The 21,546-nt window shown below is 67.7% G+C and carries 14 protein-coding genes, 3 pseudogenes and 1 riboswitch; of the genes and pseudogenes, 9 read left to right on the top strand and 8 right to left on the bottom strand.

Annotated features, from left to right (window positions below):
* Positions 1 to 32: 32 nt before the first annotated feature.
* Positions 33 to 2,273: an NADP-dependent isocitrate dehydrogenase gene (locus tag A5713_RS02930; protein ID WP_067918208.1), complete on the bottom strand. Its 2,241-nt coding sequence runs from the start codon at positions 2,271 to 2,273 to the stop codon at positions 33 to 35.
* Between the two features lie 146 nt (positions 2,274 to 2,419).
* Positions 2,420 to 2,536: riboswitch (SAM riboswitch) on the top strand.
* A 166-nt stretch (positions 2,537 to 2,702) separates the two neighbouring features.
* On the opposite strand from A5713_RS02930, the gene A5713_RS02925 reads away from it, so the two are divergent.
* The 4 genes from A5713_RS02925 to A5713_RS02910 are packed head-to-tail and all read left to right on the top strand — an operon-like array spanning position 2,703 to position 6,226.
* Positions 2,703 to 4,082: a bifunctional o-acetylhomoserine/o-acetylserine sulfhydrylase gene (locus tag A5713_RS02925; protein WP_068092312.1), complete on the top strand. Its 1,380-nt coding sequence runs from the start codon at positions 2,703 to 2,705 to the stop codon at positions 4,080 to 4,082.
* A 10-nt stretch (positions 4,083 to 4,092) separates the two neighbouring features.
* Positions 4,093 to 5,241, top strand: coding sequence for a homoserine O-acetyltransferase (locus tag A5713_RS02920; RefSeq protein WP_068092309.1), 1,149 nt, complete (start codon positions 4,093 to 4,095; stop codon positions 5,239 to 5,241).
* Positions 5,238 to 5,972: a class I SAM-dependent methyltransferase gene (locus tag A5713_RS02915; RefSeq protein WP_068092330.1), complete on the top strand. Its 735-nt coding sequence runs from the start codon at positions 5,238 to 5,240 to the stop codon at positions 5,970 to 5,972. The genes A5713_RS02920 and A5713_RS02915 overlap by 4 nt, the downstream gene beginning before the upstream one ends.
* Positions 5,973 to 6,016: 44 nt before the next feature.
* The gene (locus tag A5713_RS02910) at positions 6,017 to 6,226 is read left to right on the top strand and encodes a three-helix bundle dimerization domain-containing protein (protein ID WP_082972741.1); all 210 of its coding nucleotides are present in this window, start codon (positions 6,017 to 6,019) and stop codon (positions 6,224 to 6,226) included.
* On the opposite strand, the gene A5713_RS02905 is transcribed toward A5713_RS02910, so the two are convergent.
* From A5713_RS02905 to A5713_RS02895, 3 genes and pseudogenes are all read right to left on the bottom strand, one after another.
* Positions 6,219 to 6,671 (bottom strand): hypothetical protein, encoded by a 453-nt coding sequence (locus A5713_RS02905; RefSeq protein WP_068092306.1) that lies wholly within the window; start codon positions 6,669 to 6,671, stop codon positions 6,219 to 6,221. The genes A5713_RS02910 and A5713_RS02905 overlap by 8 nt on opposite strands.
* 123 nt (positions 6,672 to 6,794) lie before the next feature.
* Positions 6,795 to 8,780, bottom strand: a pseudogene (locus A5713_RS02900) (APC family permease); the annotation flags it as partial.
* 46 nt (positions 8,781 to 8,826) lie between these two features.
* Positions 8,827 to 10,755 (bottom strand): annotated as a pseudogene (locus A5713_RS02895) (APC family permease); the annotation flags it as partial.
* Positions 10,756 to 11,471: 716 nt separating this feature from the next.
* On the opposite strand from A5713_RS02895, the gene A5713_RS02890 reads away from it, so the two are divergent.
* Both A5713_RS02890 and A5713_RS02885 read left to right on the top strand, forming a co-directional pair.
* Entirely contained in the window at positions 11,472 to 13,304 is a 1,833-nt protein-coding gene (locus tag A5713_RS02890; RefSeq protein ID WP_082972738.1) for an NAD-binding protein, read from the top strand.
* Between the two features lie 176 nt (positions 13,305 to 13,480).
* Positions 13,481 to 14,818 carry a PPE domain-containing protein gene (locus A5713_RS02885; RefSeq protein WP_068092303.1) on the top strand — a complete coding sequence of 446 codons (1,338 nt, stop codon included), beginning with the start codon at positions 13,481 to 13,483 and terminating at the stop codon, positions 14,816 to 14,818.
* 4 nt (positions 14,819 to 14,822) lie between these two features.
* On the opposite strand, the gene A5713_RS02880 is transcribed toward A5713_RS02885, so the two are convergent.
* Complete coding sequence (locus A5713_RS02880) at positions 14,823 to 16,253, bottom strand: FAD-binding oxidoreductase (RefSeq protein ID WP_231980222.1); 1,431 nt, start codon at positions 16,251 to 16,253, stop codon at positions 14,823 to 14,825.
* A gap of 293 nt (positions 16,254 to 16,546) precedes the next feature.
* Here A5713_RS02880 and A5713_RS02875 point away from each other — a divergent pair, with 293 nt between their 5' ends.
* A complete protein-coding gene (locus tag A5713_RS02875; protein WP_068092297.1) occupies positions 16,547 to 17,050 on the top strand; it encodes a DUF732 domain-containing protein in 504 nt (167 codons plus the stop codon).
* On the opposite strand, the gene A5713_RS02870 is transcribed toward A5713_RS02875, so the two are convergent.
* Positions 17,047 to 17,328: a DUF3017 domain-containing protein gene (locus A5713_RS02870; RefSeq protein WP_067918191.1), complete on the bottom strand. Its 282-nt coding sequence runs from the start codon at positions 17,326 to 17,328 to the stop codon at positions 17,047 to 17,049. The two genes, A5713_RS02875 and A5713_RS02870, sit on opposite strands and share 4 nt — an antisense overlap.
* The gene (locus tag A5713_RS02865) at positions 17,325 to 18,170 is read right to left on the bottom strand and encodes a bifunctional methylenetetrahydrofolate dehydrogenase/methenyltetrahydrofolate cyclohydrolase (RefSeq protein WP_068092295.1); all 846 of its coding nucleotides are present in this window, start codon (positions 18,168 to 18,170) and stop codon (positions 17,325 to 17,327) included. Before A5713_RS02865 ends, A5713_RS02870 begins: the two co-directional genes overlap by 4 nt.
* A gap of 195 nt (positions 18,171 to 18,365) precedes the next feature.
* On the opposite strand from A5713_RS02865, the gene A5713_RS02860 reads away from it, so the two are divergent.
* Together A5713_RS02860 and A5713_RS29580 are read left to right on the top strand one after the other, a co-directional pair.
* Entirely contained in the window at positions 18,366 to 19,583 is a 1,218-nt protein-coding gene (locus A5713_RS02860) for an NADH:flavin oxidoreductase (protein ID WP_068092292.1), read from the top strand.
* Positions 19,584 to 19,661: 78 nt separating this feature from the next.
* Complete coding sequence (locus tag A5713_RS29580) at positions 19,662 to 20,318, top strand: FHA domain-containing protein (protein WP_197516279.1); 657 nt, start codon at positions 19,662 to 19,664, stop codon at positions 20,316 to 20,318.
* On the opposite strand, the pseudogene A5713_RS02850 reads toward A5713_RS29580, so the two are convergent.
* Positions 20,203 to 21,546, bottom strand: a pseudogene (locus tag A5713_RS02850) (ATP-binding cassette domain-containing protein); the annotation flags it as partial. The gene A5713_RS29580 and the pseudogene A5713_RS02850 sit on opposite strands and share 116 nt — an antisense overlap.

Below are 21,546 nucleotides of genomic sequence, written 5' to 3'. Positions count from 1 at the left end.
CGAGTTCGACTTTCTGTTCGCGGCCCTTGATTTTACGAGCTTTGCGAAGCGGCTAGCGCTTCATTGAACGTCTTGCTCGGCCGCATGACAGCAGTCGTCTTCTCGTTGTCCGGGTAGTAGTAGCCGCCGATGTCGACCGGCTCGCCCTGCGCCTCGGCTAGCTCGGCCACGATGGTGTCCTCGTTCTGGCCCAGCGACTCGGCGAGGGCGGCGAAGTGCTTGCGCAGCTCCTCGTCGTCGGACTGCCCGGCGAGTTCCTGCGCCCAGTACAGCGCCAGGTAGAACTGGCTGCCGCGGTTGTCGAGTTCGCCGGCCTTGCGCGACGGGCTCTTGTTGTTCTCCAGCAGCTTGCCGATCGCCGCGTCCAGCGTCTTGCCCAGGAGCTTGGCGCGCTCGTTGCCGGTCTTGATCCCGATGTCTTCGAAACACGCGCCCAGGGCCAGGAATTCACCGAGGGAATCCCAGCGCAGATGGTTCTCCTCGAGGAGTTGGTGCACGTGCTTGGGCGCCGATCCGCCCGCCCCGGTTTCGTACATTCCGCCACCGGACATCAGCGGAACGATGGACAGCATCTTGGCGCTGGTGCCCAGCTCCAGGATGGGGAACAGATCGGTGAGGTAGTCGCGCAGGATGTTTCCGGTGGCGGCGATGGTGTCCTGCCCGCGCACCGCGCGCTCGATCGTGTACCTCATCGCCCACACCTGGGGCATGATCTGGATCTCCAGGCCCTCGGTGTCGTGCTCCTTGAGGTACCGCTTCACCTTGTTGCGCAGCTCGACCTCGTGGGGCCGCTCGGTGTCCAGCCAGAACACCACCGTCATGCCCGAGTTTCGCGCTCGCGTGACGGCCAGCTTGACCCAGTCGCGGATCGCTTCGTCGGTGACGATCGGCATCCGCCAGATGTCGCCTTCCTCCACGTTCTGGGTCAGCAGGACTTCGCCGGTGTCGAGGTCGACGATGTCGGCGACGCCGTCCTCGGGAATCTCGAATGTCTTGTCGTGCGAGCCGTACTCCTCGGCCTGCTGGGCCATTAGGCCGACGTTGGGCACGGTGCCCATCGTGGTCGGGTCGAACTGCCCGTTGGTTTTGCAGAAGTTGATGATCTCTTGATAGATCCGGGAGAACGTGGACTCGGGGTTGACGGCCTTGGTGTCCTTCTGCCGCCCGTCGGCGCCCCACATCTTGCCGCCGGCGCGGATCATCGCCGGCATCGACGCGTCCACGATCACGTCGCTGGGCGAGTGAAAGTTGGTGATGCCCTTGGCCGAATCGACCATCGCCAGCTCGGGGCGGTGCTCGTGGCAGGCGTGCAGGTCGCGGATGATCTCCTCGTGCAACGACGCCGGCAGCGACTCGATCTTGCTGTACAGGTCGACCAATCCGTTGTTGACGTCGACGCCGAGCTCGTCGAAGAGCTCCTGGTGCTTGGCGAAGGCGTCCTTGTAGAAGACCTTGACGGCGTGGCCGAAGACGATGGGGTGGGAGACCTTCATCATGGTCGCCTTGACGTGCAGGGAGAACATCACGCCGGTCTCGTAGGCGTCCTGCATCTGTTCCTCATAGAACTCGACCAGGGCCTTCTTGCTCATGAACATGCTGTCGATGACGTCGCCGTCGCGCAGCTCGACCTTGGGCTTGAGCTCGAGGGTCTTCCCGCTCTTGGTGTTGAGCACCATCTTCACGTTGCGCGCGCGGTCCAGCGTCATCGACTTCTCGCCGTGGTAGAAGTCGCCGTGCCGCATGGTCGCGACGTGGGTGCGCGAGGCCGGCGACCACTTGCCCATGCTGTGCGGGTGCCTGCGCGCGAATTCCTTGACGGCCTTGGGCGCACGACGGTCCGAATTGCCTTCCCGCAGTACCGGGTTGACCGCGCTGCCCAGGCATTTGCCGTAGCGGACGCGGATTTCCTTCTCCTCGTCGGTCTTCGGGCTCTGTGGGAAGTCCGGAACCTTGAAGCCCTTGCCCTGCAGTTCCTTGACAGCGGCGATCAGCTGGGGCACCGAGGCGCTGATGTTGGGCAGCTTGATGATGTTGGTGTCGGCCAGCTTCGTCAGCCGGCCCAGCTCCCCCAGGTTGTCGTCGACCCGCTGCTCTTCGGTCAGGTAGTCGCCGAACTCGGCGAGGATCCGTGCGGCCACGGAGATGTCACTGGTCTTGATCTCGATGCCCGCCGGCTCGGCGAAGGCGCGCACGATCGGAAGGAACGCGTAGGTCGCCAGCAACGGCGCCTCGTCGGTCAGTGTGTAGATGACGGTCGGCTGTTCGGCGCTCACGGTCCCTCTCCCGGCGTGGAAAACCTCGAATATCGGTCAGATCTGTGGGGGGCTCAGCGTTCTTGCTGCCACGTTATCAAGGGCGTTTGGGCAGGTGTCGACCTGCCATTGGCATCCAGTCGGCACAGTAAGATAGTCTCCGTATTGGTCATGAGCGCCAGCATCAAGCCCCGGCTTGCTGGCCGGCAACCCTCCAACCGCGGTGGGGTGCCCCGGGTGATGACCAGGTCTAGTAGCCACAGGCTGCGCGGCAAGCGCGGGTCCGCCATAACGGACCCCTGACTAGAGGGGAAGACGTGATGTGCACATCTTTAGCTCTTTGCGATCGGCTCACGTGCCGTAGCGCGTGTCGCTGTTGACCCGCGGCCGCCCAGCCGCCGGCATCCCCGATACCCGATTCGCAGATCTCGAGCCAGAAAGCAACTGCACGTGAGCCCCGACAACAGCACCACCAGCAACGACGACGCCGACCCGACCGCCCGCTGGTCCTTCGAGACCAAGCAGGTCCACGCCGGTCAGCAACCGGACCCGGCGACCAACGCCCGCGCACTGCCGATCTACCAGACCACCTCCTACGTCTTCGACGACACCTCGCACGCCGCGGCGCTGTTCGGGCTGGAGGTTCCGGGCAACATCTACACCCGGATCGGCAACCCGACCACCGATGTCGTCGAGCAGCGCGTGGCCGCCCTCGAGGGCGGCGTGGCCGCGCTGTTCTTGAGCTCGGGCCAGGCCGCTGAGACATTCGCCATATTGAACCTCGCGTGTGCCGGGGATCACATCGTCTCCAGCCCGCGCCTCTACGGCGGTACCTACAACCTGTTCCACTACTCGCTGGCCAAGCTGGGCATCGAGGTGAGCTTCGTCGACGATCCCGACGACCTGGATTCCTGGCAGGCCGCCGTGCGGCCCAACACCAAAGCGTTCTTCGGCGAGACCATCTCCAACCCGCAGATCGATCTGCTGGACATCCCGGGGGTGGCCGATGTCGCCCACGCCAACGGGATACCGCTGATCGTCGACAACACCATCGCCACTCCCTACCTGATCCAGCCGTTCTCCCACGGCGCCGACATCGTGGTGCACTCCGCGACCAAGTACCTCGGCGGGCACGGCTCCGCGATCGCCGGGGTCATCGTCGACGGCGGCACCTTCGACTGGACGCAGGGCCGCTTCCCCGGGTTCACCACGCCAGACCCGAGCTACCACGGCGTGGTGTTCGCCGAGCTCGGCCCGCCGGCGTACGCGCTCAAGGCGCGGGTGCAGCTGCTGCGCGACCTCGGCTCCGCCGCGTCGCCGTTCAACGCGTTCCTGGTGGCCCAGGGCATCGAGACGCTGAGTCTGCGCGTCGAGCGCCACGTCACCAACGCGCAGCGGGTCGCCGAATTCCTCGAGGGACACGAGGGCGTGCTGGCGGTCAACTACGCCGGGCTGCCCAGCTCGCCCTGGCATGAGCGGGCAAAGAAGCTGGCGCCCAAGGGAACCGGCGCGGTGCTCTCGTTCGAGCTGGCCGGCGGCGTCGAGGCCGGCAAGGCGTTCGTCAACGCGCTGAAGCTGCACAGCCACGTCGCCAACATCGGCGACGTGCGCTCCCTGGTGATCCACCCGGCTTCGACCACCCACGCCCAGCTCAGCCCGGCCGAGCAGCTGAGCACCGGTGTCAGCCCGGGCCTGGTGCGGCTGGCCGTCGGGATCGAGGGCATCGACGACATCCTGGCCGACCTGGAGCTCGGCTTCGCCGCCGCGCGCAAGTACGGTGCGGGCGCGCAGGCCCCGGGCGCCGACCCGCAAGCAGTGGCGGCGTTCTAAGGGGCCGGCGATGACGATCTCCGACGTCGGAACCCAGACGCTGCCGGCCGAAGGCGAGATCGGCCTGGTGCACATCGGCTCGCTGACCACCGAGAGCGGCGCCGTGATCGACGACGTCTGCATCGCCGTTCAGCGCTGGGGCGAGCTGTCGCCGACCCGCGACAACGTGGTGGTGGTGCTGCACGCGCTGACCGGCGACTCGCACATCACCGGGCCCGCCGGCCCGGGGCATCCCACCGGCGGCTGGTGGGACGGGGTGGCCGGGCCGGGCGCGCCGATCGACACCGACCGCTGGTGCGCGATAGCGACCAACGTGCTGGGCGGATGCCGCGGCTCCACCGGGCCCAGCTCGCTGGCTCGCGACGGAAAGCCCTGGGGCTCAAGGTTTCCGAAGATTTCGGTGCGCGACCAGGTGGAGGCCGACATCGCCGCGCTGGCCGCGCTGGGAATCAACGAGGTCGCCGCGGTTGTTGGTGGATCTATGGGCGGCGCACGGGCTTTGGAGTGGATGGTCGGCCATCCTGGCCGGGTGCGGGCCGGGCTGCTGCTGGCGGTCGGCGCACGCGCGACCGCGGACCAGATCGGCACCCAGACCACGCAGATCGCGGCCATCAAGGCCGACCCGAACTGGCAGGGCGGCGATTACCACGACACCGGCCGCACACCGGATACCGGCCTGATGATCGCCCGCCGCTTCGCCCATCTGACTTACCGCGGGGAAGCGGAGCTGGACACCCGGTTCGGCAACGACGTACAGGCCGGCGAGGACCCCGGTCCCCCATTCGGAGGCGGCCGCTACGCGGTGCAGAGCTACCTGGAGCACCAGGGCGACAAGCTGCTGGCCCGTTTCGACGCGGGCAGCTACGTGACCCTGACCGAGGCGCTGAACAGCCACGACGTCGGCCGCGGTCGCGGTGGCGTGCGCAAGGCCCTGCGCGGTTGCCCGGTGCCTGCCGTGGTCGGCGGCATCACCTCCGACCGGCTCTACCCGTTGCGGCTGCAGCAGGAACTCGCCGACCTGCTGCCGGGCTGCGGCGGCCTGCACGTTGTCGAGTCCATCTGCGGTCATGACGGCTTCCTGGTGGAATCGGAGGCGGTCGGCGCCCTGATCCGCGAGACGTTGGAGTTGGCCGCTACCGAAGGCACGTGTCGGCGGTGACCCGCTCTCGCCACGATCGCTCGCTGTCGTTCGGTTCGGCGGCCGCGGCCTACGAGCGGGGGCGTCCGTCCTATCCCCCGGAGGCCATCGACTGGCTGTTGCCCCGCGGCGCGCGCCAGGTGCTGGACCTGGGTGCAGGCACCGGCAAGCTGACCACGCGGCTGGTGGAACGCGGCCTGGACGTGGTGGCGGTCGACCCGATTCCCGACATGCTGGAGGTGTTGCGCACCTCCCTGCCGGAGACCCGGGCGCTGCTGGGCACGGCGGAAGACATTCCGTTGCCGGACAACAGCGTTGACGTTGTGCTGGTCGCGCAGGCGTGGCACTGGGTGGATCCCGAGCGCGCGATTCCCGAGGTGGCCCGGGTGCTGCGGCCGGGCGGGCGGCTGGGTCTGGTGTGGAACACCCGCGACGAACGGCTGGGCTGGGTGCGGGAGCTGGGCGACATCATCGGCTCCGACGGCGACCGGGGCCGCTTCGACGTGGACTTGACCGAGTCGTTCACCGCGCCGGAGCGCCACCAGGTCGAGTGGACGAACTACCTGACGCCGCAAGCCCTGATCGACCTGGTCGCCTCGCGCAGCTATTGCATCACCTCGCCGGCCGAGGTCCGCACCCAAACCCTGGACCAGGTGCGTGAGTTGCTGGCCACCCACCCGGCGCTGGCGAATTCGACGGGGCTGGCATTGCCCTATGTCACCGTCTGCATCAGGGCGACGCTCGCCGGGTAGCCGGGCCGTTTTACGAAACGACACGGATGGCAACCCTGTAGACCATGGGTGAAATGGTTCAGGTGAGCGAAGAAAGGCTGTTGGCCGATGTCGAGCGACGACTGGTCGACGAGTTTCCCCGCATCTCCACCGACGACGTCGGCGACCTCCTGCGGCAGGAGCACGCCCGGTTCCGCGACAGCCGGATCCGCGACTTCGTCACGCTGCTGGCGGAGAAACGCGCCCGCGACGAACTGAAGCGCAGGCTCAACTGAGGTCTTCGACGAGGATGTCGTTGACTGTCTTGAGGTCGTCAATCGCCCGCTGGGTGAACGCGTCCGCCCGGTCCAGGTCGGCCGGCGTGCTGTTCGGCCCCAGGGACATGCAGATGTGGGTCGCCGTGTGGAAGTCGTTGATCTCGGCTTGAAGCGCCCTGGTCAGCGCCGGATCCGGCGTGGGCAGGTGGGCCTGCAGGCCGACCGTTTGTTCGTCGTGGACGGCCGAACATGCCGAGTGCAGAGCGCCGAGGTCGTTGGCCTTGATCGCGTCGACCACCGCCTGCATCTGATTCGCCGTGTTGGCCAAATGCTCTTGGGCCTGTGAGTACCACTGCGGGACGCCGGCGTAGTCGGCGCCGGCCGTCCCGGTCGTACCCACGATGAGCAGACTCGTGGTGGCGACGGCGGCACCGCCCCAGTGCTTGAGCACCTGCATGAACATGACTGACCTGCCTTAGGTGTGGAGCCCGTGTTAGGCAAAGTCTCCGCACCGCGGCGTCATGTTCGGTAGGGCCTTCGGGCCCGTCCCGTGGGCCAAAGGACCCGCTCAGTCGCCCACCAGGGTCGAGACCGGCGCCCCGACGGGGCCGACCACTTCCGCGGCGGGAGCCTCGAGGCCGTGGGGGGCCATCCGCGCGATGCGCGACTCGATGTCGTAGGGGACGATGATCGCGGTCGCCCCCCGGACGCGGCTGACGGTCCGGGCCATCTTGTCCGCGGTGCGGTCGTGCAGCAGCCGACCCAACAGGGGTGAATAGGTCCGGCGCGGCAACAGCACCGTCACCCTGGTGTCCGGATGGTCCTTGAGGACCCGCAGCACCAATTCGTGGGCGGCCCGGCTCAAATGCCGATCGGGGCAGTTGATCAACCACAGTGGCGTGTCGTGCTCGAAGCGATCCCACCGCTCGCGAAGCCGCACCGCGTGATCGACGTCGATCACGAAGTGCACCGCGGTCAGCTCGTCGGCGTGCAGCCCATGCCCGAGCCGCACCGCCTCGATCTCGGCCAGATCGATGGTGTCCACGAACACCAGCACCTGCAGGCGCGGATGCCGCGCCAGGTCGAGATCCTCGGCGCGCGTCATCTCCAGCACGGAGGCCTCGTCACGGTATTTCCGGTTGAGCCGCATCAAGGCCAGCACCAGCAACGGGAAGATGACGACGATCAGCCAGGCACCCTCGGTGAACTTGGCCACCACGAAGATCCCCACCACGACCGTCGACAGGATCCCCGCCGCCAGGTTGACCGCCAGCTTGGCACGCCAGCCCGGCTCGCGGCGGGTCAGATGATGCTTGGCCATGCCGTAGCCGGCCATCGCGAAGGCGGTGAAGACACCGATCGCGAAGAATGGCACCAGCGCACTCACCTTCGCCTCGGTGATGACGAGCAACACCATGGCCAGCGCGGTCAGCACGAAGATACCGTTGGAGAACACCAGGCGATGCCCGCGTTTCGTCAGCGGGCGGGGCAGAAAACGGTCCTCGGCAACGAAACTCGCCAACGCGGGAAAGCCATTGAAGCTGGTGTTGCAACCCGTGAACAGGATCGCCGCCGTCGACGCCTGCACACCGAAGTAGAGGATGTTGCCGATCACGCCGTGGCCGAAGACCGCCCGGGCTATCTCCGACAGCATCGACGGGTATTCGTCGAGATAGGCCACGGCGTGGGTGACGTGGGTCAGCCAGCCCACGCCCGCGAGCAAGAACCCGAGGATGCAGGCCATCCACGTCAGCACACGACGCGCGTTGGGGCCCTGTGGCTTTCGGAAGACGTTGACGGTGTTCGACACCGCCTCCACCCCGGTCAGTGAGGTGCCACCGTTGGCGAACGCGCGCAACACGATCAGGATCGTTGCACCCATCACCAGGCCGCCGCCCTGATGCACCGGCACCGCGCCCGCGATGTGCTGCGGATCGTATTTCGGTAAGCCCCAGAACATTTCGCGAACGAAGCCGGTCACTATCGTCAACGTGATCATGGCGACGAACGCATACGTCGTCATCGCGAACGTGCGCCCCGACCGTCGTAACCCGCGCAGGTTGGCCAGACAGATCAGCACCACCGCCGCCAACGTGATCTCCAGGTGATACGGCCGCAGCTGGGGAATCGCCGACACCACCGCCACCGTCGCCGCCGCCGGTTGCACCGCCACGGTCACCACGTAGTCGATCAGCAGCGCCGCGGCAGCAACCTGTGCCACCCGCGGACCGAAGTTCTCCCGCGCGACAGTGTAGGACCCACCGGCCCGCGTGTAGGCCATCACGACCTCCCGGTATGAGGCGCACACCAGGGCCAGGATCACCAGGATGACGCCGGTGATCGGGAGCACCAACGCGTACGCCGCCATGCCGGCCGCCGGGAGCAGCTCGATCATGATCTGCTCGGTGCCGTACGCCGTCGATGAGATTGCGTCCGGCGAGAGCGCCCCGAGGGCAATGTGATTCGGCAGCCTCTCGCCGTCCAGCTGGTCGGTGGTCAACGGCTGCCCGAGGAAAAGCCGCTTGCACTTGTCGGTGAAGGAGAGCGGTATTTCGCCACTCGTTTGCGTCACAACATCCCTTTCTCGAGACCGGATTGCCTCATCCCGCGCGGGTGACCTCGGCGATGCGGGACTCGATGTCATAAGGCACGATCTGCGCGGCCGCGCCCGGAATCCGGCTGACCGCGCGGGCGATCTTGTCCGCGGTGCGATCGTGCAGCAGCCGGCCGACGAGCGGCGAGTAGGTCCGGCGCGGCAGCAGCACGGTCGCCTTGGTATCCGGATGCTCGTTGAGCACCCGCAGGACGAGCTCATGGGCGGCTCGGCCCAGGTGGCGATCGGGACAGTCGACCAGCCGGAGCGGGGTGTCGTGTTCGAAGACCTCCCAGCGCTTTTGCAGCCGAGCGGCATGGTCGGAGTCGATCACGAAATGCACCACGGTCAGCTCGTCGGCGTGCAGGCCGTTTCCGTATCGCAGCGCTTCGACCTCCGCGAGGTCGACGGCATCCACGAAGACGAAGACCCGGTGCCGGGCGTATCTGGACAGGATCGGCCTCTCGGTGCGGGACATCTCCAGCACGGAAGCCTCCGCACGGTACTGCCGGTTGAGTCGCATCAACGCCAGCACGAGCAACGGGAAGACGACCACGATCAGCCAGGCGCCCTCGGTGAACTTGGCCACCGCGAAGATCCCCACCACGACCGTCGACAGGATCCCCGCGGACATGTTGACCACCGCCTTGCGCCGCCAGCCCGGGCCGCGCTGGCGCAGATAGTGTTTGGTCATGCCGTACCCGGCCATCGAGAATCCGGTGAACACGCCGATGGCGTAGAACGGCACCAACGCATCGACCGAGCCGCCGGTGATGACGAGCAGCGCGATCGACAGCGCGGTCAGGGCGATGATGCCATTCGAGAAGACCAGGCGATGGCCGCGCTTCATCAACGGACGCGGCAGAAAGCGGTCTCCCGCAACGAAACTGGCCAAGGCGGGGAAGCCGTTGAAGCTGGTGTTGCCGCCGGTGTAGAGGATCGCCGCGGTCGACGCCTGCACCAGGATGTACAGGACGTTTCCGGCCGGGCCGTGGCCGAAGACCGCCCGGGCGATCTCCGACAACATCGAGGGGTATCCGTCGGTGTACGGGACGGCGTGCGTCACGTGCGTCAGCCAGGCCACTCCCGCAAGCAGGAACGCGAGGATGCAGGCCATGATCGTCATCACCCGGCGGGCGTTGACACCTTCTGGCTTGCGAAAGGTGGTGACGGTGTTGGAGATGGCTTCCACCCCGGTCAGCGACGAACCACCGTTGGCGAACGCGCGCAACACCACCAGCAGCGTCGCCCCCATCACCAGTCCGCTGCCGTGGTGGACGGGCACCGCTCCGGCGATGTGCTGGGGATCGTACGTCGGCAGGTTGCCGCACAGCTCACGGATGACCCCGACGATGATGGTCAGCGAGACCATCGCCACGAAGGCGTAAGTGGGCACCGCGAACGGCGCTCCGGCTTCCCGCAGTCCGCGCAGGTTCGCAAAGCACATCAACAGCACCATGCCGACGGTGATCTCCAGGCTGTAGGGCCCCAGCACTGGTATCGCCGACGCCACCGCCACCGTCCCCGCCGCGCACTGCACCGCGACCGTGACCACGTAGTCGATCAACAGCGCCGCGGCGGCCACCTGCGCCACTCGTGGCCCGAAGTTCTCGCGGGCGACCACGTACGATCCACCGGAGCGCGTATAGACCATGACGACCTGGCGATACGACGCCGCGACCAACACCAGGATCAAGAGAATGACCCCGGTGATCGGAAGCAACAGGGCGAACGCGGCCATCCCGGCCGCCGGCAACAGCTCGATCATGATCTGCTCGGAGCCGTAGGCGGTGGAGGAGATCGCGTCGGGCGACAAGACACCGAGCGCGACGGGGTTCGACAACTTCTCGTGCTCGAGCTGAGAGTTGATCAAAGGCTTGCCGAGTAGGCCGCGTTTGAAGACATCGGAGAACGACGACCACGGTCTGTGATGGGCGGTCCGCCGCTCAGCCAAAGATGTTGCCACAGAATGTATCCCTTTCCCCCTACGTGAGGCTGACGTGCAGATGACGCCCCCCGAGCCGTGCAGCCGCCGAAAGCGTATATGCCGCAACCGCTTTTGTCGCCACGTCTTCTTTGGCCAGTGGGGATAACCACAGCGAATTGTCAGAAGAATTGCCAGGACACTCTCAGTAGAGTGACCCGGATTTAACACGGAGACCTCAATTGGTAATAAATGGAGCGAAATCCGCGGGATTGAGCACCCGTGAGCCCCTTGTCGAAACCCGTTGTGGAATACCGTGCTTTGCCTCACAGCGGCCCATCGGGGCGATCCGCTATCTCGCCAGCGAATCCACAGGTATTTCAACGGCGTTGTACAGCAACGGTTCTGAAGCCCTTTGTCTCTCACCTTTATAGCACATTGACACAAGTCCGACTTGTATAAATTGGATTTTGTTGTGCTCCAGTTGATTCGGACACGAGCTACCGATCGTCGAGTTCGCCCTTTCAGTGCAGGCGGGGCCGTTCTTGCTCGTCGTATCCGGAATCTGTCTGTTAGCATCGAGTTCGATCTCCATTTCCTTGGAGTGGCGCGCGATACCCGGGGCGGGGCAAAGGTTCTTGCGCCACAGGGTTTCCCACATCTGCGTCACCGGATGCGTGGAGTAGCAGATCATCGAGATCGGTTAAGCGGAGGGGTAACTGTGGTTCGCGGAGGAATGGAACGTCATGAACCAATGCATCATCGTCAGCGGTGATGACGCGCTGGCGTCGACCATCGTCGATGAGCTGAAAAGAGCCGGAGCGCGCGTGGCCCGGCTCCTCGACTCCGACCTCGCGGGCACCCGAGTCAAGACCGAGCTCGCCCGGGCTGGGGTCACCGCAGCGTCGGCCGTCGTGTGCGCGGGAGACGACGACGCGACGAACCTGGAGATCGCCCTGCTCGCGCGGAAGGCCAACCCGAAGATTCGAGTCGTGGCCCGGGTGGCCAATGACGTCCTCCGTGAAGCGGTCGCCGCCGACGAAGGGCCCAACTCGATCCTCGGCGTCGCCGATCTCGCCGGCGCCGCGGTCGTCGAGGCCTGTCTCGCGCGCACCACCCATCCCTTCGAGGTGGCGGGGATCGAGTTCGTGTGCTTCGGCGCCGAGGCGCCGTTCGATGCGTCGCTGAGAGAGATCTACGGCGACCTGGCGCCGGTGGCGATGGTGCACAACGACAGCGCCGCCAACGCGGGCGAGGTCGTGGTGTGTCCGGGGCGGGATCTGCAGGTCAGCGCCGGCGACTGGACGGCGATGATCGGCACCACCGAGGAGGTCGCCGCCTGCGGGGTCAAGCTTCCGCGCCACGACCGGATGCGGTCGCGCCAGTCGCGATTGCGCCGCGTCCTCTATGCGGTACGGGCCTTGCCCGCCGAGGTCAACCCCGCGTTCTACCCCTTGATCGTCGCCCTGGTCCTCTTGGTCATCGGTTCGACGACCCTGCTGCACTTCTCCTACACCCACCCTGGGATGTCCTGGACCGACGCGTTCTACTTCACCAACGAGACGATCACCACGACGGGGTACGGCGACTTCAGCTTCGCCAAACAGCCGACGTGGCTGCGGCTCTACGCGGCGGTGTTGATGTTGGCGGGCGTGACCACCACCGCCCTGCTGGTCGCCTTCATCGCCGATGTGCTGCTGTCCCGGCGATTCCTCACGCTGTCCGCACGCCCCCGGGCACGCCACCTGCGCAACCACATCATCGTCGTCGGGTTGAGCGCCCTCGGGGTCCGGGTGGTCGCCGATCTCACCGAAGCCGGCTACGACGTGGCGGTGATCGAGCGCGACCCGAACAATCAGTTCCTTTCGACGGCGGCCGATCTCGACGTACCGGTCATCTTCGGGGACGCGACGTTACGCCCGACACTGGAAGCGGCCCGGGTCGACACCGCCCGCGCGGTCGCGGTGCTGACGCGCGACGACATGGTCAACATCGAAACGGGCATCGTGGTCCGCGAGATGCTTGGCCCCCAACCGGCATTCGCCGGCAATCGGTGGGGCAAGGTGCCGCTCGTCCTCCGCGTATACGACCATGACCTGGGATCCGCGGTAGCCCAGCGTTTCGGCTTCGAAAACGTCCGCTCCACAGTCGAACTGGCCGCACCATGGTTCATCGGCGCGGCTATGGGCCTGCAGGTGCTGGGTACGTTCTCGGTCGGCAACCGATCGTTTTTGATCGGCGGGATGTATGTGCAGGCGGGCAGCGAACTCGACGGGTTGCAGATGTTCGAGGTGTCGACGCAGACCCGGGTCATCGCGGTGACTCGGGAGGATGCCCCGGTTCGGCTGCACCCGCGCCGCGACTCCCGGCTCAGCGCCGGGGACACCGTCTACCTCGTCGGTCCGTACCGGGAACTCATCGCCACGCTGCGCAAGGGGCAGCCCTCCCCGCGGCCGGTCGCCGACGGCCCGGGCACCGAACGTGACTGTGGTTGCGAGGAAGCAGGAACGGAGCCGGATGAAGACAACGTCCGGCACCTGGAACCGATCAGAGGAGCACGCGGTATAGCCAGTCATTGACCACCGCAGCAACTTTCGTTGACCGACCGGGACCGGATGTCCCTCGGCAACACTCCGGCGCAGCCCCGGCCGCGCCTTGCCAGCACGTCATTGAGGGGGAGGCTCTTGTCGTCCATCGTTCGCAGACCCGCCGCCGGCCCGAGCGTTCTGTGCTCGGGTGAATAGGGACGGCGGTAATGGATTTCGCGACGCTACCGCCGGAGGTCAACTCGGGCCTGATGTACGCCGGTCCGGGAGCGGGCCCGATGCTGGCCGCCGCCGAGGCGTGGGATTCGCTGGCCGCCGAGCTGCATTCGGCCGCGGGCTCCTACGAATCGGTGGTCAGCGGGCTCACCTCCGGCCCGTGGCTCGGCGCTTCGTCGGTGGCGATGACGGCTGCCGCGACGTCGTATGTGGCCTGGTTGAGCGCTACGGCGGCGCAAGCCGAACAGACCGCCGGCCAGGCCAGGGCTGCCGCCGCGGCCTATGAGGCGGCGTTTGCGTCGACGGTGCCGCCGCCGGCGGTGGCCGCCAACCGTAGCCGGCTGGCCATGCTGGTCGCCACAAACCTGTTGGGGCAGAACACCCCCGCGATCGCCGCCACCGAAGCCGAGTACGGCGAGATGTGGGCCCAGGACGCGGCCGCGATGTACGGCTATGTGGGTTCCGCGGCGGCGGCCACGCAGCTGGCATCGTTCACCCCGCCGCACCAGAACACCAGCCCCGGCGGATCGGCCCTGCAGGCGGCCCAGGTGAGCCAAGCCGCCGCGCTGCCCGCCGGGTCCGCCCAGAGCGCGGTGTCGACCGCCACCGGGGCGGGCAGCGCGGGGTCCGGAGCGGCGGGCGCCGCAGCGTCCGCGCTCGGATTGAACACGCCGCTGGACCTGATCAACGTGGGCGCCGACGCGATCGCGTACGGGGTGGACGCCCCCATGTCCCCGCTGGGTGTCGTTTCCCTGCCTATCGACCTGATCGGCGCGCAGACCGGTTTGCACACCGATGACATCGTCAGCGACTGGGATGCCAATGGCGCACCCCTATCGGTGGTGCGGACCGAGACGCCGCCAGCTCCGATGACGACGCCGAGCATCGTGTCGAGGGTGTCGGCCGGGCTCGGCGAATCCGATTCGATCGGTGGGCTTTCGGTGCCGCCCACCTGGGCGGCGGGCACCCCTGCGGTGCGCCCGATCGCGCTGGCGTTGCCGGCCGCGCCCGCCGGTGCCGCCGTCCCGGCGGCGGCACCGGGCTTCGAGAGCACGTTCGGTGAGATGGCCCTGGCGGGCACGGCCGGACGTGCCATCCGCGACGCGGTCGGCACCCGCGCTCGCGCGCCGCTGGGCGCGACTCCCGTTGCCAGGCAGCCAAACACCGAGGACGCTGCAGCCCCGGGTGAAGACGGAACTCCGCAGGCCGAGCCGCGCACCGTGGTGACGGGGATCGCCGCCGAAATACGCGAGTTCGCCAGGCTGCGCGACGAGGGGCTGATCTCCGACGAGGAGTACACCGAGCAGAGGAATCGTCTGCTCGGTCGCTAGTGCTTCAGAAGTTCAACCCGGAGAACATGATCCGATTCGGGTCGTACTTCTGCCGCACGGTCGTCAGCCGCGACAGATTGGGGCCGAAGTACCGCGCGGGCGCGCCGTTGGCCTCCAGATAGTTGACGTATCCGCCGACCGAAATCTGTTGCACCGCTTGGTGTGCGGAGGTCAGCCAGGTGTTCGCGGCGTTGACCTGGTTGCCGGCCGGCTCGACGTACCACTGCAAGACGGCGGCCTGGTTGCGCCAGGGGAACGCGGTGTCGCCCGCCGCCACGTCCGCGACGGCGCCACCGAGCGGATCGACGAGGACCGATGCTTGCCCGGCGCCCGAGGGCCACTGCCCTATCGCGGTGGCGATGGCGTGCGCCGCAGTGGAATCGACCGGGCCGATGACGTCCGACCCGGCGACGAACGATCGCGCCGGCGGCGTCGAACTACCGCCGGCCAGAAACATCATCAAGTCGGTCCGGCTCATCGTCTTGTTCGAGACCGACGTCGGTGCCACCCCGACCGCGGACTTGATCGCATCGGCCACCCCCGACCCCGCCCCCGCCGGGCAGGTCGCCAGCACGTGGCAGTTCGGCGCCGAGCCGACCATGAGATCGACGATGCCCCAAGTGTTCCGGTCGGCCGCGCTGAGCCAGGACTGCCAGCCGACGAGCACCTGCGTGGACGACGCCGGCGGGAAGTCGAGCCGCACCACGTCGGTGTCGGCCGTAGCGAAGGTGGAGAACGTCATCGACGTCGTCACCCCGAAGTTGCCGCCGCCACCGCCGCGAAGCGCCCAGAACAGGTCCGGATTGTCGTTGGCGGACGCGGTCACCACGTCGCCGCTGGGCAAGACCACGGTCGCCGACTGCAGCGCGTCACAGGTCAGGCCGGCGCGGCGGCTGTCGGGGCCTATCCCGCCGCCCAGCGCCAGTCCCGCGACGCCGACGGTCGGACAGGTGCCGCTGGGTATCGCCCGGCCGGCGCCGGTCAACGCCTGATGGATCGCATACAGGGTGGTCGCCGGGCTCACGGTGACGTTGTTGCCGTCGAAGTTGGCACCGCCCGGGAGACCGCGCAGGTCCAGCACCAGTGTGCCGTTCGCGCTGGACGCACCGACGTAGGAATGCCCACCCCCGCGCGGGGCGATCTTGAGGTTGTTGGCCGTCGCGAAAGCGACCGCCTTCTGCACGTCGGCCTGGGAGGAAACCGTCACCACCGCTGCGGGACTGGAGCTGTCGTAGAACGAGTTGAAAACCTTTTTGCTGGTGGAGAATTGAGCGCTGTTGGCGGGAAGCACAACCCTTCCGCCGATGGCGGACGCCAGCCCACCCCAGCCGACGGCGGGGTCGGCGGCCGCCCGCGCGGTGCCCAAAACCGCGCCCGTGGCCAACATCCCGACGGCGCCGCGAAGGAATGCCTGGCGCGAGATGCCCCCCTGCACGGAGGGGCTCAGCGGACGGCTGCGATTCGTCGTCATGTGCGGAGATTCTCGAACATTTCCGGCGCAAAAGCCCGGCATGAGCGCTCGTGTCAGATCACAGTGTGGCTTCGATCGCCAGCGCGACGCCGCGTCGCGCGCGCCCCGATAATCGAGGATCGCGACGCGGCGAACCCGCAAAACGCTTATTGTGCGAACCTTTATCCCACCGTGTCGCAAACGTGACAGTGATAGATCAGAGTTCCTAACGTGATTCGAGTGCCCCGCGCGCACTCCACGATCGAGGGGGAGGCCGCATGAAGGCGCTGACACGAACGCATAACTGGATCTGGGCGTTTCGGAATCAGCCCCTGACCGTTCGCCTGCTGGCCGTGGCCGCCGGCCTGATCACCGCGGCGTCGGCGCTCGCGGCGCCGGTGCGGGCGGACAACCCCGACGACAACTTCATCGACGCGCTCAACCACGCCGGCATCGACTTCGGCGAACCCGGAAACGCGATGTCGGTGGGCCAGTCCATCTGCCCGATGCTCGCCCAGCCGGGCGGCAACTTCGCCGCGGCCGCCTCCAGCGTCTCGGGGCGGGGCATGTCGCCCATGATGGCGCGCATGTTCACCACGATCGCGATACAGACCTACTGCCCCGAGCAGATGGCAAACCTGGCCAGCGGCAATCTGTCCGGCGCGGTGCCGCAACTGCCGGGAATGGCAGGGCAGATGCCGGGCATGGCGGGCCAGATCCCCGGGATGGCGGGCCAGATACCCGCCATGGCGGGGCGGATCCCCGCGGCGCCCGGTATCTAACCGGTACCCAGAGGGTCGATGGTCCACGCGATGTAGACCATCGCCGTCGCGACCGCCGCGGTGGTGATGAAATCGATTCCCTTGCTGCGCACCACCAGAAGGCCGGACCGCTCGTCGGACAACACCAGCCGCAACACCGCCGCCAGGCCGACACCGATACCGATCAGCAGCGAACCGCGCCGCCAGAAGTTCGCCCCCACCAACGCGAGCGCCGTGGCGAACGTCAACCCGACCAACAGGATTGGCCACTGGGCCCTGACGACGGACCGCGCGCTCATTCCCGCTCGGCCAGCTCGACGACGTTGCTCAGCAGGAACGCGCGCGTCAAGGGGCCGACCCCACCGGGATTCGGCGACACGTGGCCGGCCACCTCCCACACGTCGGGATGCACGTCACCGACCAACCCGTTCTCGGTCCGGCTGACACCCACGTCGACGACCGCGGCACCGGGACGCACCATGTCGGCGGTCAGCATGTGCGGCACGCCGACCGCGGCCACGACGATGTCCGCCTGCCTGGTGTAGGCCGGCAGATCACGAGTTCCGGTGTGGCACAACGTCACGGTGGCGTTCTCGGAACGGCGGGTCAACAGCAGCCCCAGCGGGCGGCCGACCGTGACTCCGCGGCCGATGATGACCACGTGCGCCCCCGCGATCTCGACGTCGTAGCGCCGCAGCAGGTGCACGATCCCGCGCGCGGTGCACGGCAGCGGCGCGGGAACGCTGAGCACCAGGCGGCCCAGGTTCGTCGGGTGCAGCCCGTCGGCGTCCTTGTTCGGGTCGACGCGTTCGAGCGCGGCGTTCTCGTCCAGGTGCCTGGGCAGCGGCAGCTGCACGATGTAACCGGTGCAGTCCGGGTTGGCGTTCAGCTCGTCGATCGTGTCTTCCAGCGTCGCGGTGCCGATGTCGGCGGGCAGGTCGCGGCGGATCGAGGTGATGCCGACCTTCGCGCAGTCCGCGTGCTTGCCCCGGACGTAGGCCTGCGACCCGGGATCGTCGCCGACCAGGATGGTGCCCAGCCCGGGGGTGCGACCCGACGCGGTCAGGGCGGCCACGCGTTGTTTGAGGTCGAGGAAGATCTCGTCACGGGTGGCCTTGCCGTCCAGTGTGATTGCGCCCACGCCTGACAGTCTGGCAGATATCGATGATCGCGACCCGCCACGCCCGGCTACGCCGCGCTTGCGATCGCCACGGTGCCCGATCATGGCGACCCGCCACGCCCGGCTACGCCGCGCTTGCGATCGCCACGGTGCCCGATCATGGCGACCCGCCACGCCCGGCTTCGCCGCGCTTGCGATCGCCATTAGGCTCCCGATATGTCTACCCCTCCGGACGTGTTCAGCCCGGCCAAGCTCGGCCCGATCACGCTGCGCAATCGCACCATCAAGTCGGCCACTTTCGAGGCCCGCACGCCCGACACCCTGGTGACCGACGACCTCATCGAATACCACCGGCTGCCGGCCTCGGGCGGTGTCGGCATGACGACCGTCGCCTATTGCGCCGTCTCCCCCGGCGGCCGCACCGAGGGCAACGGGATATGGATGCGCCCGGAGGCGGTGCCCGGGTTCCGCCGGCTCACCGACGCGATCCACGCCGAGGGCGCGGCGGTCTGCGCGCAGATCGGCCACGCCGGCCCGGTCGCCAACGCAAAAACCAACAAGGCCAGGGCGCTGGCGCCGGTGCGGTTCTTCAACCCGATCGGGATGCGGTTCGCCAAGAAGGCGACCCGCGACGACATCAACGACGTCATCGAGGCACACGCCAACGCCGTCCGCCTGGCCATCGAAGCCGGCTTCGACGCGGTGGAAATCCATTTGGGCCACAACTACTTGGCGAGCTCTTTCCTGTCCCCGCTGATCAACCGCCGCGACGACGAGTTCGGCGGGTCACTGGAGAACCGGGCGAAAGTGGCCCGCGGCATCGTCATGGCCGTCCGCCACGCGGTGGAAAAGCAAGGGACGCCGATCGCGGTCACCGCGAAGCTCAACATGACCGACGGCGTGCGCGGGGGCATCAGCACCGAGGAATCGCTGACCACCGCCAAGTGGCTGCAGGACGACGGCGGCCTGGACGCGATCGAGCTCACCGCGGGCAGCTCGCTGGTCAACCCGATGTACCTGTTCCACGGCGACGCGCCGCTCAAGGAGTTCGCCGCCGCGTTCAAGCCGCCGCTGAGTTGGGGCATGCGCATGACGGGCAAGAAGTTCCTGCGCGAGTACCCCTACCGCGAGGCCTATTTGTTGCGCCACGCCAAGCTGTTCCGCGCCGAGCTGACGATGCCCCTGATCCTGCTCGGCGGCATCACGAACCGGGACACGATGGACCTCGCGATGGCCGAGGGCTTCGACTTCGTCGCGATGGGCCGGGCGCTGCTGGCCGAGCCGGACCTGATCAACCGGATCGCGGCCGACGGCGCCGCGCACAGCGTGCATTCGGCATGCACCCACTGCAACAAGTGCATGGCCACGATCTACACCCGGACGCGCTGCGTCGTCACGGGCGCCCCGGACGTGTTGGCGGGCGATCGGGCCTAGCGAGCGGACGATCGGGCGTCCCACAACGCACATTCGGGCCTCAGGGTTGCCTTGGCTTCACGAGATACAGTTGGTCCGATGAGTGCACCAGCCCCACCCGCGTTGACGGTTCGTTTTGACGGGTCAGAACGCACGTTTGCCGCCGGTCACGACGTGGTGGTGGGGCGCGATCTGCGCGCCGACATGCGCATCACGCACCCCCTGATCTCGCGCGCGCATCTGTTGCTGCGCTTCGACCAGGGCCGCTGGCTGGCGATCGACAATGGTTCCCTCAACGGCACTTTCGTCAACGGGCGGCGGGTGCCGGTGGTCGAGATTCACGACGGCCAGTGCCTCAACATCGGGAATCCGGACGGGCCGCAGCTGACGTTCGAGGTCGGGCGCCACCAGGGAATGGCCGGGCGCCCACCGCAAACCGAATCGATGGGCATACCGGTCGCGGCGCATCCGGGTGGGACGGCGTGGTCCGCCGCCCCGGCCGGGCCCCCTCCGGTCGCCGCGGCGGCGACGCCCAGTTGGGCGGACGGCCCCCCGGAACGGGGGGGGGGCCGGGCGGCGCGGCGACCGCACCCCGGCGCGCCCGGGCCGCGCCCCGCCCCGTCGCCGCAACCGATGTATGCCGGCGGCGGGCGATCGTCGACAGCTGACGCCACAGGTCGGTCTTCGGCGGCTCGCCCAGGTCGGCCGGGCTTTGCGGGGAGGGTGGCCGGGAAGACTGCTGGTTGCGCTCCTTGAACCGGCGGTTGGCCTCGTCGGGGTCGGCGCCCACCTTGGCGAAGATGTCGGCCCAGTTGCGGGTGCCCATGGCCGCCTCGACCTGGTCGGGTGGGCCGCAGAAGGCGGTCTTGCCGCCGGGCGCGATCAGCAGGATCTGGTCGCACACTTCCAGGTATGACACCGAGTGGGTCACCACCAGCACCGTGCGACCGGCGTCGGCGAGCTGGCGCAGCATCAGCATGACCTGACGGTCCAGCGCCGGGTCCAGGCCGGACGTCGGCTCGTCGAGCAGCAGCAGTGACGGCTGGGTGAGCAGTTCGAGGGCCACCGAGGCCCGCTTGCGCTGGCCGCCGGACAGCTTGTCCACCCGGGTCTCGGCGTGCTTGGTCATGTCCAGTTCCTCGAGGACCTGGGCGACGACCTGGGCACGCTCGGCCTTGCTGGTGTCCGGCGGCAGTCGCAGCTCGGCGGCGTAGTTCAGCGCCTGGTTCACGGTCAGCTGGCGATGCACGACGTCGTCCTGCGGGACCATCCCGATCCTGCTGCGCATGGTCGCGTACTCGGCGTGGATGTCGTGGCCCTCGAAGGTCACCGAGCCCGACGTGGGGCTGGTGTAGCCCACGATCACCCGCGACAGCGTGGTCTTGCCGGCACCCGAACCGCCGATGATGGCCGTCAGCGTTCCGGGCCGGGCGGTCAGCGAGATGTGGTCGAGCAGTTGCTTGTTCTGGTCGACGGTGTAGCAGACGGAGCTGACCTCCAGGCCGCCGGTGCGGGTCGCGGCCTCGGTGCGGCGGAGCAGCTCGCCGCGGGTGAACACCAGGTCGACGTTGCCGATCGTGACCACGTCGCCCTCGGTCAGCACCGCGGACCCCACCCGCACGCCGTTGACGAAGGTCCCGTTGACGCTGTGGGCGTCGCGGATCTCGGTGCCCAGCGGCGTCTGGGTCAAGAACGCGTGATGCCGGGACGCGAGGACGTCCTGGATGACGACGTCGTTGTCAGTGGCACGTCCGATCGTCAGCGCGCCGGAAGGCTTCTGCAGCGACCCGGTTCGGGAAGGCCTCAGCGCCTGGAACATCTTGGTCGCCAGGTTCGCCACTTCGGGCGGCTTGGCGGCGCTGCGCGACATCTCGGTGTGCGGGGACACCTGCGGATGCGGCGGGAAATTCGGCGGTGGCGGCGGGGCGGCGAGCTGCGACTGCCGCCGGACACCAGCAAGGCCGAGCGTGCCCAGGTCGTCGCC

Origin of the sequence: Mycobacterium sp. E2497 (assembly GCF_001668695.1) — a bacterium.
Classification (GTDB): Bacteria; Actinomycetota; Actinomycetes; order Mycobacteriales; family Mycobacteriaceae; genus Mycobacterium.
This window is presented reverse-complemented; position numbering and strand designations above follow the sequence as displayed.

What these genes read in the sequence shown, in the direction of transcription:
- A5713_RS02920 (WP_068092309.1), top strand. Translation starts at nt 4,093, where the DNA reads ATGACGATCTCCGACGTCGGAACCCAGACGCTGCCGGCCGAAGGCGAG.
- A5713_RS02910 (WP_082972741.1), top strand. Translation starts at nt 6,017, where the DNA reads ATGGGTGAAATGGTTCAGGTGAGCGAAGAAAGGCTGTTGGCCGATGTC.
- A5713_RS02905 (WP_068092306.1), bottom strand. Translation starts at nt 6,671, where the DNA reads ATGTTCATGCAGGTGCTCAAGCACTGGGGCGGTGCCGCCGTCGCCACC.
- A5713_RS02890 (WP_082972738.1), top strand. Translation starts at nt 11,472, where the DNA reads ATGAACCAATGCATCATCGTCAGCGGTGATGACGCGCTGGCGTCGACC.
- A5713_RS02885 (WP_068092303.1), top strand. Translation starts at nt 13,481, where the DNA reads ATGGATTTCGCGACGCTACCGCCGGAGGTCAACTCGGGCCTGATGTAC.
- A5713_RS02875 (WP_068092297.1), top strand. Translation starts at nt 16,547, where the DNA reads ATGAAGGCGCTGACACGAACGCATAACTGGATCTGGGCGTTTCGGAAT.
- A5713_RS02870 (WP_067918191.1), bottom strand. Translation starts at nt 17,328, where the DNA reads ATGAGCGCGCGGTCCGTCGTCAGGGCCCAGTGGCCAATCCTGTTGGTC.
- A5713_RS02860 (WP_068092292.1), top strand. Translation starts at nt 18,366, where the DNA reads ATGTCTACCCCTCCGGACGTGTTCAGCCCGGCCAAGCTCGGCCCGATC.
- A5713_RS29580 (WP_197516279.1), top strand. Translation starts at nt 19,662, where the DNA reads ATGAGTGCACCAGCCCCACCCGCGTTGACGGTTCGTTTTGACGGGTCA.